The following is a 13,890-nucleotide window of genomic DNA, read 5'->3' as shown; positions in this document are numbered from 1 at the left end:
CTGTGTTGCACCCGAGACGCGGAGGGTCAAGTCTGATGTCAGCCGCGCGGACCAAAGAGAATGATCCCCGCGCCGACAAGGCAGATGACGGCGCCCGAAATATCCCACCGGTCCGGCAGCCGCCCTTCGGCAAGCCAGAGCCAGAGAATGGAGGCAACGATATAGACGCCGCCATAGGCAGCAAAGGTGCGCCCCGCCGCCTCGCTCGGCACCAGTGCCAGCAGCCAGGCAAAGAGCGCCAGGGAGACAAGGCCGGGTGCCAGCCACCAGACCGGCTTCGACAGACGCAGCCACGCCCAGAAGGCAAAGCAGCCTGCGATCTCGGCGAGAGCAGCCAAAGCGTATAGCCCGTAGATCATCCCCGATCGTTCCCATGTTCGATGCATTCAGAATCGCGGCTTCCGCCGGAAGCGAGTTAATGGGCTTTCCCGCGGGACAGCAAGCGGCGTTTCCTGTAGAGATTAGTCGCCGATGACCTTCGTCGTCGCACACCGATCTTCCCATCCGATGCAAAGCGATCCATGACTTCCAATCCTCGCCCTGCCTCTTCCGCCATTCTCGAGCGCAATGGCCGCTTCCTGCTTGTCTTGCGCAGCAATCCGCCGTCTGCCGACATGTATGCCTTTCCGGGCGGGCGGGCCGAGGAAGGAGAGATGCCGGCCGACGCGGCCCTGCGCGAGTTCAAGGAGGAGACCGGCATATCAGCCCGCAATCCCCGCCTGTTCGAAACCTACGACCTGCGTTCCCATGCGGCAGACGGAACGCTGACGAGCCACTTCCTGCTCTCGGTCTTCCTTGTGGACGCCGATGAGGATGCCGTCGCCGAGGCCGCCGACGATGCGGCTGCCATCGGCTGGTACACGGTGGAGGAGGTGCGCGCCCTGCCCGTTCCGGCCAGCGTGCTCGAATGCGTGGAACGGCTTGCTGCAGAAAACGCATAGCTCAGCCCCGAAATTAACGATGCTGAGCAATATCGGGGTGGAAACCACCTGCCACGCCTTGTTCCCGTCATGCTTGTCCGGTCAACATGGTTACATGATTCATAACCTTGGCCCACCGCTTCTGATCTGCATCGCGCTTGCCGCCGCCTTTCCCGCTGCCGCACAGCCGGCAGCGAGCACGCCGCCGGCACAGGCGCCCGATGGCGGGAATGCGGAGCAGCCGGTACCCTACGACGAACGGCTGTCCCGGCTTTCCGAAATCCTCGGCTCGATCGACTATCTGCGCAATCTCTGCAGCCCGACACGGGAGGATGGTTGGCGCGGCGACATGCAGCAATTGCTCGACACGGAAACCAAGAACGAGCCAAAGCGAAAAGAAAGGCTGACTGCGGCTTTCAACCGAGGGTATAGGTCCTTTGCATCGGTTTACACGAATTGCACGCCGCAGGCCCGCATCGCGGAAGAGCGATACCGTAACGAAGGTGCAACACTGGCGACAGAAATCACCGCACGCTTTGGAAATTGACGATTTATTAACCTCTTTTGACAGCGAGCCGTGTCGTTTTGAGAAAAGGCTGATAAAGTTATTAAGCAAGTGGTAAGGACATGAACGTCTCGAGGAAAGAAACAATGGAAGCCAGCCTGAACGAAATCGACGACATGATCGTTCATGAAAAGATGCAGGCAGCGCTGGAATACCAGAACGAAGCTTGGGCAGACGGTATGGCTGACGGCATCGAGCCTGAAATCATCGCCGATGCAGCCATCGCCCATGCAATTCGCGAGACAATCCGGATTCAGGGGGAACAGGGCGCCGAAGCCTTGCTCGAATCGCTGCGTGAACGCATGCTCGCTGGCGAATTCTCTCCTAACCGTACCCTGCAATAACAATCAGAGATTGCTTATGCGTATCTTTCCAGGCAATGCGCTCACCTGTTCCATTGCCTCCTTCGCTGCCGTAACCCTGTTTTTGGGCAGCGTGGCTCTGCCGATTCCGGCTAGCGCCTTTTCTCAGCTCAATCCGCCGGCCCCCCAGGCGAAAGATACAGCAAAGTCCGCGCAACAGAAAAACGAGAAACCGATCGAGCAGGCGCTGGAAGCACCCGCCAACAATGCGCTGCCGGCGCCTGAGCCCTTGATCAACAAGCAGGCTGCACAGAGCAGCGGCAGCGCTTCTAATACCGGCAAATCGGTCGAATTCCTCTTCGATATCGACAAGGCGCCCGAGCCGGTAAAGAAGCTCCGTACGGCGATCGTCGAGGCTGCTGCTTCCGGCGATCTTGAGCGTCTGCGCCCGTTGATGAACATCGGAGGAGGTCTGAAACAGACCCAGGTTACGGCCGACGATCCCGGCGAAGATCCGATCAAGACGCTGCATGACCTTTCGGGAGATCCCGACGGCATAGAAATCCAGTCCATTCTCCTCGACATCATGTCGTCAGGCTTTGCCCATGTCGGCCAGGGAACCCCGGATGAGGTCTATGTCTGGCCCTATTTCGCCGAAAAGGACATCAAGGCGCTCTCCACGCCGGAGAAGGTCGATCTGATGCGTATCGTGACGGCCGGCGACTATGCCGATATGCAGGAATTCGGCGGCTATAATTTCTATCGCGTCGGCATCACGCCGGACGGCCGCTGGAAATTCTTCACCTCGGGCGAATGATCCGGCCGGAGAACTTGCGGTTCCCCGCCGAAGGCCCTACCTCTGCGTGATGAAGCATGTCGCGCAAAAGTGCGCAGCGGTTTTGCGACAACGACATGCGCAAGATCAAAGACCTGAAATACAGGAAGCGAATCTTAGAGATCGCGCCGTGCTTCAGGTCAAATCAGCGGAACCGTCATGCCAGCCGTATTCCTCAGAGAGCGCTCCTTTATCCGCATCACCGGCGCAGAAGCAGAAGCGTTTCTGCACAATCTCATCACCACCGATCTCGTCTCGCTTGGCGCCGATGAGGCTCGCCCCGGCGCGTTGCTGACGCCGCAGGGCAAGATCCTGTTCGACCTCATGATCTGGCGGGATGGCGCAGGGTTTCTACTCGAAACCGACACGGCGCAGCGGGAAGGTCTGCTGAAGCGGCTCACCATGTATCGGCTGCGCGCCAAGGTCGATTTCGTCGCTGAGGATACCCAGGGGGTCACGGTCGCGTGGGGAGATAATGCGACGCATGGACCAAAGGACAGTCGCTTCGCCAAGGCGGGCATTGTGCTGACCCGGACGCCCAACGAGCACGGCGGCGACCCCGAGACACTTTATGACACGCTGCGGATCGCCAACGGCATCGCCGTTTCCGGCCTCGATTTCGCGTTGCAAGATGCGTTCCCGCACGATGTGCTGATGGATCTGAACGGAGGCCTTGGCTTTCGAAAAGGTTGCTATATCGGCCAGGAAGTGGTTTCGCGCATGCATCATCGCGGCACGGCGCGCAGGCGCGTCGTCATTGTCAGCGGCAGTTCGGAATTGCCCTCCTCCGGTACGGAATTGACCGTCGGCGGCAAGCCGATCGGCACGCTCGGCTCGACCGCCGGCAATATGGGCCTTGCCATCGTCCGTATCGACCGGGCCGGCGAAGCCATTGCCGAAGAGGCTCCGATAAGGGCTGGCGATATCGACGTCACCGTGTCTCTTCCTGCTTGGTCCGGCCTCTCCTTCCCCACCCGCGCCGATGAGGCGTCGGCATGACATCGGCGACGACTGCGCGCGCCTGGCAGCGTATGTTATCCGGGCGCAGGCTCGACCTACTGGACCCGTCGCCGCTCGATGTCGAGATCAGTGACATTGCGCATGGGCTTGCCCGTGTCGCGCGCTGGAACGGCCAGACCTCCGGCGATCACGCCTTTTCGGTGGCGCAGCACAGCCTCGTGGTGGAGGCGATCTTTCGTCACCTCAATCCGGCGACGCCGGGCGAACTGCTCGCCGCCTTGCTGCATGATGCACCGGAATATGTGATCGGCGACATGATCTCGCCCTTCAAGTCCGTTGTCGGCGGCGATTACAAGGCCGTGGAAAAGCGGCTCGAAGCAGCCATCTACCGGCGCTTCGCCCTGCCCCCCCATTGCGCGCCGAAGCTCAAGGAAAGAATCAAGAAGGCCGACACGATCTCTGCCTATTTCGAGGCAACGCTGCTTGCGGGCTTTTCGCCCGAGGAGGCGCGCAAGTTCTTCGGTCAGCCGCGCGACATCACGCGCGAGATGCTGCCGATCGAGCCTTTGCCGGCAATCGAGGCGCAACGGCTGTTTCTGAAGCGCTTCGAAGCGATCGAGGCGGAGCGCGCTGCCATGAGGGTTGGGGCGTGACCAGGATCGTCGTATCGCCGCTCGCGCGCATTGCCGAAATGGCCGTTCATCATGGCGCGCGCGAAATGATCAGCCTGATGGCCAAGGAGCACAGCTTCCACCGCCCGGCGGTCATCCAGGCGGATCGGCATCTGCTGCTCCATATGAACGACATCAGTTTTGCCGGGACAGGCGATCTCGTCGCTCCACAGGAGGCGCATGTTCGCGCGATTATCGATTTTGTCTCCGGCTGGGATCGAAGCGCGCCTTTGCTTATCCATTGCTGGATGGGCGTCTCCCGCTCGCCGGCGGCAGCGCTGATCGCGGCTTTGGCCGTTCACCCCCAGCAAGACGATTTAGTGCTGGTGCATCGGCTGCGGGCGAGCTCGCCATTCGTCACGCCGAATGCCCGGCTGGTCGCCATCGGCGATGAGCTGCTGGGGCGCCAAGGGCGCCTGGTCGCGGCAGTCAAACAGATCGGCCGCGGCGCGGATGCCGACGGCAATGCGCCTTTCACACTATCCTTGGCCAGCTAACGCATCGACGGCCATAAAATCATCGCCAGCAGGCACGCCATCGGCAGAACAATCACTGCCGGACACCGATCGCGTCAATAGCGGGGCTCACCCTCGCTTGCCTGGCCGCCGGCCTCCTATTGAATAACGGCACATGCCAGACGCTTGCCGGCACCGCCCACAGGCTGGCTGCGGTAATCGTCGGACTCCGCATGGATCATCAGCGTGCGGCCGCGAATGCCGTCTTTGCCGTTCAGCGATACCATGCCGTTGAAGACCTGGGCGCGCAGCTTGCCATCCTGATCGACATACTGGTTGGGCATATCGCCCGCATGCGGCCCGCTGGCGGCCAGAAAGCCGTGTTCCGCCTTTGTGGGATTGAAATGCCCGCCGGCGGACTCGAAGCCGTGCGTATGCTCGCACCGGCTATTCTCATGGATATGGAAGGCGACCCAGCGATTGGCGGGCATGCCGGACACTTCCAATTCGATGAGCACGCCCTTTTTACCTTCAGTCAACGTCGCCCGACCGGCCTGCTTACCGTCGAGGCCGACAAAATCGGCAGTAGCGGTATTTTGACTTTGGGTTTGTGCTGCCGCGGGCGCGGCTGCGGCAAGAGCGAGAATTGCAACGATCATTATCCGCTTCATGGAACACCCTCCCTGTTCTGCGTGGCTGTTGCCCAACGCATGGCAGGCATGACGGTTCCGGTAACTGGAAAAAATGATCCTACATCAAAATGATAAGGCAGCTTGCCAGTGTGCCGGCAGGCCGCCCTCTCATTGGATGAAAGTACGTATCAGGCCGCTACGCTATCGGCGTCATATTGGCCGTAGGTACTGTTGTAGGCATCCATCGGCGACAGCAGATTAAGATCGTAGACGGCATTGGATTCCGGCGACTTTGCCGTAGAGGCAGCGTCGGCGCCCGGCAATTGAATGAGCTTGGCGATCAGATTACCCAAAGCGCTGCTGGAACCATCGGCTGCAGCACCGGGGTCGTCGGCTTCGAGAATGCCGGGGCGCTCGGCCGCCGCGCGCTCGCCTTCGCTCAAAAGACCGTCGTCATTCGCATCAAGGCGCGAGAGCGTGCCACGATACGGATAGGAGCTATTGGATATGGAAGAAACATGGGACATACAAACCTCCTAGGGTAGGAGCCGCCTCATGCGACGTCGTTTGTACTCAATACATTCAGAGCTAAACTATGAAGTGGGTATTAAGCTGCTTCGCGCTGCCGGTAAAGACAAATTGTTAATGAGTATTAACCATAGTTCCCGAGCGTTAAATCCAGATTTTCTAATATTGGTTTTGTGATGCCTTGTCTGGCGACGCGGCATAATCCCCTGGAATCATAGGCAAATCCGGCTATCCAGCCTTACTCGGTGAACAGTTTCGTATATGGTGCGACGGATTGCCCATGGAGGGGACATGATGGAATTGTTGCCGCTCGTCATCCTGATTGTCGGTGTCGTGGTATTGCGGGGCCACAACCTACGGATAAAGCAGCTTGAGGCACGCGTTCAGGAGCTGCAAAACGCTCTCGAGGGCAAGGTGCTGACGCCGGATACGGGCGAATCGATTCCGGCGGCTTATGCCGTCGCGCAACCCATGGACGACGAACCGAAAGTCGCGATCGAAGATACTTCCACGCCCGAAATCGAGGCGCCCGCTCTCGCCGCACGCAACATTGCGGATGCGGGCCAGGAAGAAGACGCTCCTCTTGCGAGCCAGACCTCCACCCCACCGAAGGAAAGCCTGGAAAGCACCATCGGCGCACGTTGGGCGGTCTGGGTCGGCGGCATCGCCTTGGCACTCGGCGGCATCTTCATGGTGAAATATTCGATCGAAAGCGGCCTTCTCAGCCCCGGCGTGCGTCTGGCTCTTGCGGCACTCTTCGGCCTTGTCCTGATTGCCGCGGGCGAAGTGATCCGCCGCCGCGCCGCGCCGGTTCCGAACAGCGCCTTTCAGAATGCGATGATCCCTGGCGTCTTGACGGCAGCCGGTGTCGTCGCCCTGTTCGGCTCGACCTATGCGGCGCATGCCATCTACGAATTCATCGGCCCCGCAACCGCCTTCATTCTTCTCGCGCTGATCTCGCTTGCCACGCTCGGACTATCGCTGCTGCACGGGCAGGCGCTTGCTGGCCTCGGCCTGCTGGCGTCGATGGCGACCCCTGCCCTCGTCGCTTCCACCGCGCCACGGCCCTGGATACTCTTCGGCTATCTCGTTCTGACCTGGCTTGCGACCCTTTTGGCGTCGCGCCTGCGTCGCTGGCTGATCGCGCCATCCCTAGCAAATGGGCTTCTGAGCCTCTGGCCGCTGCTCTACATTACCTTCAGCCCGGTCGTCGATCTCGCGCCGGTCACGCTTTCCATGCTGGCCATGATCGGCGGCACCATCTTCTTGTGGCCGGGACGCTATGCAGTCTCGGAAGCAGTGAAAGAAGACGCAACAACGGCACCAGCCGAAGAGGCGCCTCAGCGAGTAAGCTCCGGTATGGAATGGGCGGCATTTCTCGCCCGACAACCCCTCGGCATGACGCTGACGGCCGCGATCGGTGCGCTCACGGTATCACTCTGCATCGTCAGCTTCGGCCTTCGATATGGTTATCCCATTGTCGATGCGACGTTCATGTTTGCGGCGATCGTCGCAGCGGTTGCGGCCTTCGGCGCCGGCCGCCTGCATGCAGCCTGGGCAACGATCCTGTCCGCGCTCGTCGCCATCGTCGGCACGTCCGGCATTCTGACCAACTGGATCGCCGGGATCGAATCCACGGCGGATGGAACCGCCAGCCTGCAGAGCACGGTGCTCCATGAGGTCCTCGGCCTCGGCGCCCTCTTCGTACTGATCGGCGCCTTCTTCCTCCGGCGCTTCGCCGAGGCGGAGAAGCCATATGCCGCTCTCTGGAGCCTTGTCATGGCCGCCACGCCGCTGGCGATCGCGACGATCAGCTTCGTCAACTTCGGCAACTGGACACTCGACTGGCTGCATGGGCTGTACGGCATCGGACTGGCGCTGGTTCTCATCGGACTTGCGGAATGGCAGGATCGTAGCGACGGAGAAGGGTTGAAGCTGCCGACGAACATCCTCGCGGCCGGCTCGTTTGCCGCGGCAGTCTTCGCCCTGCATACGCTTGCGCATCATGCCTCCGCGACGATCCTGCTGCCGGTTCTCGGCATCGCCTATCTGCTGGCCGGGCGCCTGCGCAATTGGCCCGTTCTGCCATGGACCATGGTTGCCGCGCTTGTCATCACTATGGGGCGCATCGCCTGGCAACCGACGATCGTCGATCCCTCGGAGCTCGGCACGACACCGGTCTTCAACATGCTGCTTGCCGGCTACGGCATTCCGGCCGCCCTTGCCGTCCTTGCGGCGTTCATCACGCGTCATTCGCCAAGCCTGCGACTGCGCAACGCTTTGCAGGCGCTCGCCTGCTTCCTCGTACTGCTAATGATCGCCATACTCGTACGCCATGCCATGAACGGCGGCGTTCTGAACGATGCGGCTCCAACGCTCGGGGAACAGTCGATCTATACGCTGTTGGCAATCGGTGCTTCCGCAACGCTGATGGCGCTCGATCTCAGCGCCGCGAGCCCTGTCTTCCGCTATGGCGGCATGGCCCTCGGCGTCATTTCGGTCGCAATGATCCTCACGCTGCATCTGCTGGGACTGAACCCGTTCATGACAGGCGAGAGCACGGGTCGCATCCCACTCTTCAATCTGCTGCTGCTTGCCTATCTTCTGCCCGCTGCCGCCTATGGCGGATTGGCGCTCTTTGCCCGCAACCGGCGTCCTCTCCCCTATGTCGCAATGCTGGCTGTCGCGGCGGCCGTGATGGCCTTTGCATGGGCGACATTGTCTGTGCGTCGCTTCTGGCAGGGCGAGTACATTCCCTTCTGGAACGGCTTCATCCAGGGCGAGCTCTATTCCTATTCCGTCGTTTGGCTGCTGATCGGCATCGCACTTCTCGGGCTCGGCGCCCGCTTCGAGGCCCGGAGCCTGCGCATCGCCTCGGCGGTGCTCGTCTTCATCGCCGTCGTCAAGGCCTTCCTCATCGACATGGCGAATCTCGAAGGCTTCCTGCGCGCCCTCTCCTTCATCGGCCTCGGCGCAGTGCTGATCGGTATCGGCCTGTTCTACCAAAAGATCCTGACGCGTAAGAAGGCGACGGAATGATTGCGGCGAATCCATTCGCCCGGTAGGAGGAAAGAACCTGCCGACTGATCATTCCGGAGCAAACGCAACAATGAATACTGACAAGATGACGCGAGCCTTTGCCCCGTTCGAAGCGCTGGCTGCGGATCTCATTCCCCACGCCGCGGATGGCGATGACGGTTCGCACGATATTGCCCATATCCTGCGCGTCTTCCGCAATGCCATGGCCATCCAGGCCGAAGAAGGCGGCAATGCGCGCATTCTCGCCGCGGCCGTGCTGCTGCATGATTGCGTCGCCGTCGAAAAGAATTCGCCGCAGCGCGCGCAGGCCTCGCGGCTTGCGGCCGAGAAAGCTTCGGGCATTCTGCAGCAGCTCGGCTGGGCAGACGACGACATTGCCGCTGCTGCGCATGCGATCACCACACATAGTTTCTCCGCCAACCTGTCGCCGGAAACACTCGAAGCGAAGATCCTGCAGGATGCCGACCGGCTGGATGCGATCGGCATGGTGGGCGCTGCGCGTTGTTTCTATATTGCCGGGCGTCTCGGCTCCGGTCTCTACGACCCCTTCGATCCGCTTGCGACAGAGCGGCCGCTTGACGACAAGCGCTTCGCCATTGACCATTTCGAGACAAAGCTGTTCAAACTGGCTGATGGATTCCAGACCGAGACCGGAGCCAGGTTTGCCGGAGCACGACACGACCGGCTGAAAACCGTGCTGGCAATGTTCATTGACGAAATCTGAGGGCCACCCATGCGCGTCAGCGATCTTTTCATCTATCCCCTCAAGAGCGCCCGCGGCATCGCCATTCCGTCGGCCGCCGTCGATGCTTTCGGTCTCGCCGGCGACCGCCGCGCCATGCTGGTCGATCCCTCGGGCAACTTCATCACCCAACGCGAATTGCAGGCACTGGCCCGGATCGACATCCAGCCGGCGCCTTCCCATCTGCGCCTGAAGATGGAGGACAAACCCGACATCATCGTCCCGCCGCCACACCCCGACAACCGCATGGACATCGTCGTCTGGAAATCAGCCGTCAACGCGTCCGTCGCGGATGAGGACACCAACAAGGCGCTGTCGGCATGGATGGGCCGCGAAGTCAAAATGGTCTTCTTCGACAGGCTCGCGAAGCGCATCGCCAGCCCGGAATGGGCGGGCGAGGACGCGCCTGTTACGTTTTCCGATGGCTACCAGATTCTGGTCACCACCACCGGCTCGCTGAAAGCGCTTAACGCCGATCTCGCCAATCACGGCGAAGGCGCGGTCGGCATGGAGCGCTTCCGCCCGAATATAGTCATCGATATTGACGAGGAGTGGCCGGAAGATCGCTGGGCGGCAATCGAGATCGGCGGCATTCGCCTCGATCTCGTCAAGCCTTGCTCTCGTTGCATCATGACGACGCAGGACCAGCAGACCGGCTCGCGCGATGTGCCCAATCCAATGCCCGCCATGGGCCGCATCCGCATGTCGGCCGACCGCCGCGTCCCCGGCCCGCTCTTCGGCTGGAATGCCGTGCCGCGCGGTGAAGGCTCGGTGAAGATCGGCGATGCTGTGACGGTGCTTGAGGAACGGCCGGAGGGCTGGGCGCTCAAGCGGCGATAGTCGTTCCGCCGATTGTTTGGCTTGCGAACCCAAAGCAGCAGGCGCATGCTTATGGTTCGTTTTGAACCCGTCGGTTGCGGCTAAGATAGTCGTGGCGTGCGGGCTTGCACGAGGTGCGTCCGATGGAGTGCGCCGGCTGCGGTTTCGATATTCAGAGCGGCTTTGCTTTCTGTCCGCGATGCGGGGCAAGGCAACCTATTTCGTGTGCCGCGTGCGGCTATCCCTGCCAGCCTGACTTTGCCTTCTGCCCCCGATGCGGCGCTGCGACTGCCGACAAGGCCCAATCCGTAGCCAAGCCGGCCATCAAGACTGCGCCTGCAAAATCCGAGGATGATGCCGACCGGCGGCCGGTGACCGTACTTTTTGCGGACCTCTGCGGCTTCACGACATTGAGCGAGCAGATCGATCCCGAAGTCATGCGGATGCTGCAGAACGAATTGTTCGAGGAGATGACCCAGGCAGTCGAGGCCTATGGCGGCTTCGTCGACAAGTTCGTCGGCGACGCGCTGCTGGCCCTGTTCGGTGCGCCGGTTGCCCATGAAGACGATCCGGTGCGGGCACTGAATGCAGCACTCGACATGATCGAGCGGGCGACGCAGGTCGGCGAGCGCTGGCAATCGCGTGCCGGCGTCCCACTGCGGCTGCATATCGGCATCAACAGCGGTCCCGTCGTCACCGGCGGCTTCGGTGCCGTCAGCACCAAATCCTATTCCGTGACAGGCGACACGGTGAACACAGCCCAACGGCTGCAATCCATGGCCGGCGAAAACGACATCCTCGTCGGACCGCTGACCTGTCGCCTCACCCGCCATGCCTTCGCCTTCGACAGCCTCGGTGCCCAAGCCTTACGCGGCAAAAGCGGCAATGTGCTTGTCCATCGGCTGACGGGACCGCTGGAGGCGCCGCATGCGGCGCGCGGGCTCGAAAGTTTCGGCCTTCAGGCACCGATGATCGGGCGGGATGCGGAATTGTCGCGGCTTTTGACCTGCCTCGACCTTGCCCGCGGGGGTGCGGCGCAGCTTGTCCGCCTCATCGGCGAAGCGGGTATCGGCAAGTCGCGGCTGGTCAACGAGTTCATCGGCATTGCCGGCGACACGGCCCGCTTTCCGGGCCTCGCCATCCGCAAGGCGACCTGCTCGCCTCTCGGCGAACAATCCTATGGGACGCTTGCCGCGGTGGTGCGCAGCGCCTACGGCATCGGCGAGCGCGACAATCTTGACAGGATGCGACAATTGCTGGCGACGGGATTCCGCGCGCTCGATCTCACGCAGGAGGATATAGACGGGCTTCTGCCGCTTTTCCTGCATGTTCTCGGCCTGGGTGACCCCGGCGGAGCGTTGCGCCATATCGAGCCGGAACAATTGCGCCGCCAGATCTTCTATGCGGTCCGCACCGTCTTCGAGCGGCGGCTGGCGCAAGGACCTTTACTGCTGGTCATCGAGGATCTGCATTGGGCCGATGCCGCTTCGCTGGAAGTGCTTCGCTTCATGATGGATCGGCTGGAACGCAGCCGGCTCATGCTGCTGGCGATCTACCGGCCGACGTCGCAGATCGACCCGCTGGATTCCAATCGGGTCAGCGTCACAGTGCAGCGTCTCGGCCCACTCGCCGCCGCCGACGGGCGGAAGCTGCTCGCCGCCTTTTTCGGCGAGAGCCATGGCAGGCTGCCGGTTGCGATGTGTCAGCGCATCCTTGATCGAGCCGGCGGCAATCCGCTCTTTATTGAGGAAATCCTTCGGGGATTGATCGATATGGGCAGACTACAGAATGACGGTCAGCGCTGGCGAATTGCGGCCGAAGACACGGATGTCGATATTCCGGTCAATCTGCAGACCCTGCTGCTTGCCCGTGTCGATCGCCTGCCGCAAGAGATCAGACGGTTGGCGCAGGAGGCGGCGGTGGTCGGCCCGAAATTCGACACCGCCCTGCTCCACACCATCGCAACCGACCCGGCAGCCATCGATGCTGCGTTGGATTATCTCTGCGATGCCGATATCATCGAAGAATTGCGTGGGCCGGATGCCGGGGCCTCGCCCACCTATCGTTTCAGCCAATCGCTGTTGCATGACGTCATCTACCATAATCTCCTGCTGCAGCGGCGCATGGAGCTGCATCACCGGATCGGCCGGGCTCTGGAGCGCCAATATGGCTCGACGCCGGACCGGCCCGAGCATCTGGCGCAGCTCGGCCATCATTTCAGCCTGACGACAGAGAAGGCAAAAGGTGCCGCCTATCTGATGGCCGCGGGCGATCTGGCGCGCAAGACCTATGCCAATGACGACGCGATGCGCCTTTATCGCCAGGCACTCGCCACCTTCGCAAACGAACCGAAGGTAACACCAGAACAATCGGCGCTCCTGGAGCGTCTTGCTGATCTCTACGGCCCTGCCGGTCGCCGCGACGCGGCGTTAGATCATTATCAACGAGCGCTGGCAATCCATCGTACCGGAGACGATCGGATGGCGGCAGCGAGGATATTGCGCAAGATCGGCCGGCTGCATCTGGACGCCGGGCGCCGCGATCAGGCGGAAGCGCATTGCGCCGAGGCCGAAGCGATGATCGCGATGGTCGACGCGCCGGTCGAGCACGCGCATCTCTTACAGGAGCGCGGCCATCTGGCCTTCCGCATGGGCGACCAGGCCGCAGCCGCTGAATGGGCGACGCAGGCCCTGCAGCGGCTGGAGATGCTGCCCATCGACGGAACGACCGAGGCAGGACGGGAGGCGGCCCGCGCCATGGCGGAGGCGCTGAACACCAAGGGCGTGGCACTTGCGCGGCTCGGCCGCCGCCGCGATGCCGTGCAGGAAGTGGAGCGCAGCCTCACCGTCGCCGAAAAGGCCGATCTGCAAAGTGCTGCCTGTCGCGCCTATTCCAACCTCGGCGTGCTCTACACCATCGTCGATCCGGCTCACGCCATCAAGATCTGCCGGCAGGGGCTGGAGGTCGCGACCCGCATCGGCGATCTCGGCTTCCAGGCGCGCCTTCTCGCCAACCTTGCCGTTTCCTGCTGCACCTTCACCGACCGCTGCGCCGTCGAGGGCGTGCCGGCAGCGGAGAAGGCGGTGGAAATCGACCAGGCGCTCGATCAGCGTGACCACCTTTCCGTGCCCCTGATCGTCCTTGGGCAGATCCATCAATGCCACGGGCAGCCGAAGCTGGCCCGCAAGTATTACGAGGAAGCTCTTGAGGTCGCGAAGGAGATCGATGAACCTCAATTGCTCTTTCCATGCTATGATGGCTTGGCGACACTGAGCCTTGAACATGACGACCTGGCCGAAGCGGAGCGGTTTTTCACGCTGGCACAGGATGTGTGCATGCGCCACAACCTCGATCCAGGAACACTCGTCGTATTGCCGTTTCTCGACTGACCGCCCTGCCATGACGGTCGTCGGCAATTGTCA

Annotated in this window: 14 protein-coding genes; 11 read left to right on the top strand and 3 right to left on the bottom strand. The window is 61.7% G+C overall.

What is annotated here, in order from left to right; translation table 11 throughout:
* Positions 1-38: 38 nt before the first annotated feature.
* Positions 39-359 (bottom strand): YnfA family protein, encoded by a 321-nt coding sequence (locus tag RTCIAT899_RS05870; RefSeq protein ID WP_015339318.1) that lies wholly within the window; start codon positions 357-359, stop codon positions 39-41.
* Positions 360-521: 162 nt separating this feature from the next.
* Here RTCIAT899_RS05870 and RTCIAT899_RS05865 point away from each other — a divergent pair, with 162 nt between their 5' ends.
* From RTCIAT899_RS05865 to RTCIAT899_RS05835, 7 genes are all read left to right on the top strand, one after another.
* Positions 522-941 (top strand): NUDIX hydrolase, encoded by a 420-nt coding sequence (locus RTCIAT899_RS05865; protein WP_015339317.1) that lies wholly within the window; start codon positions 522-524, stop codon positions 939-941.
* 94 nt (positions 942-1,035) lie between these two features.
* Positions 1,036-1,467, top strand: coding sequence for a TIGR02301 family protein (locus tag RTCIAT899_RS05860; RefSeq protein WP_041677839.1), 432 nt, complete (start codon positions 1,036-1,038; stop codon positions 1,465-1,467).
* 104 nt (positions 1,468-1,571) lie between these two features.
* Complete coding sequence (locus RTCIAT899_RS05855; RefSeq protein ID WP_015339315.1) at positions 1,572-1,829, top strand: hypothetical protein; 258 nt, start codon at positions 1,572-1,574, stop codon at positions 1,827-1,829.
* A 16-nt stretch (positions 1,830-1,845) separates the two neighbouring features.
* A complete protein-coding gene (locus tag RTCIAT899_RS05850) occupies positions 1,846-2,604 on the top strand; it encodes a hypothetical protein (protein ID WP_015339314.1) in 759 nt (252 codons plus the stop codon).
* A gap of 177 nt (positions 2,605-2,781) precedes the next feature.
* Positions 2,782-3,621, top strand: a complete 840-nt coding sequence (ygfZ, locus tag RTCIAT899_RS05845) for a CAF17-like 4Fe-4S cluster assembly/insertion protein YgfZ (protein WP_015339313.1) — start codon at positions 2,782-2,784, stop codon at positions 3,619-3,621.
* On the top strand, positions 3,618-4,235 hold the full coding sequence (locus RTCIAT899_RS05840) for a YfbR-like 5'-deoxynucleotidase (protein WP_015339312.1): 618 nt from the start codon (positions 3,618-3,620) through the stop codon (positions 4,233-4,235). Before ygfZ ends, RTCIAT899_RS05840 begins: the two co-directional genes overlap by 4 nt.
* Positions 4,232-4,750: a tyrosine phosphatase family protein gene (locus tag RTCIAT899_RS05835; RefSeq protein WP_015339311.1), complete on the top strand. Its 519-nt coding sequence runs from the start codon at positions 4,232-4,234 to the stop codon at positions 4,748-4,750. The genes RTCIAT899_RS05840 and RTCIAT899_RS05835 overlap by 4 nt, the downstream gene beginning before the upstream one ends.
* 116 nt (positions 4,751-4,866) lie before the next feature.
* On the opposite strand, the gene RTCIAT899_RS05830 is transcribed toward RTCIAT899_RS05835, so the two are convergent.
* Positions 4,867-5,379, bottom strand: a complete 513-nt coding sequence (locus tag RTCIAT899_RS05830; RefSeq protein ID WP_015339310.1) for a superoxide dismutase family protein — start codon at positions 5,377-5,379, stop codon at positions 4,867-4,869.
* 149 nt (positions 5,380-5,528) lie between these two features.
* Entirely contained in the window at positions 5,529-5,867 is a 339-nt protein-coding gene (locus tag RTCIAT899_RS05825; RefSeq protein WP_015339309.1) for a hypothetical protein, read from the bottom strand.
* Positions 5,868-6,162: 295 nt separating this feature from the next.
* Between RTCIAT899_RS05825 and RTCIAT899_RS05820 the strand changes: the two genes are divergently transcribed.
* The 4 genes from RTCIAT899_RS05820 (at position 6,163) to RTCIAT899_RS05805 (ending at position 13,857) form a co-directional block, all read left to right on the top strand.
* Positions 6,163-8,907 (top strand): DUF2339 domain-containing protein, encoded by a 2,745-nt coding sequence (locus RTCIAT899_RS05820; protein WP_041677838.1) that lies wholly within the window; start codon positions 6,163-6,165, stop codon positions 8,905-8,907.
* Between the two features lie 70 nt (positions 8,908-8,977).
* Entirely contained in the window at positions 8,978-9,631 is a 654-nt protein-coding gene (locus RTCIAT899_RS05815) for an HD domain-containing protein (RefSeq protein ID WP_015339307.1), read from the top strand.
* Positions 9,632-9,640: 9 nt separating this feature from the next.
* A complete protein-coding gene (locus tag RTCIAT899_RS05810) occupies positions 9,641-10,489 on the top strand; it encodes an MOSC domain-containing protein (protein ID WP_015339306.1) in 849 nt (282 codons plus the stop codon).
* A 122-nt stretch (positions 10,490-10,611) separates the two neighbouring features.
* Positions 10,612-13,857 (top strand): adenylate/guanylate cyclase domain-containing protein, encoded by a 3,246-nt coding sequence (locus tag RTCIAT899_RS05805; RefSeq protein ID WP_015339305.1) that lies wholly within the window; start codon positions 10,612-10,614, stop codon positions 13,855-13,857.
* The last annotated feature ends 33 nt before the right edge of the window (positions 13,858-13,890 follow it).

Source organism: Rhizobium tropici CIAT 899, assembly GCF_000330885.1.
Lineage (GTDB): Bacteria > Pseudomonadota > Alphaproteobacteria > Rhizobiales > Rhizobiaceae > Rhizobium > Rhizobium tropici.
The sequence above is the reverse complement of the archived record's forward strand: the minus strand, read 5'-3'. Positions and strand labels throughout refer to the sequence as shown.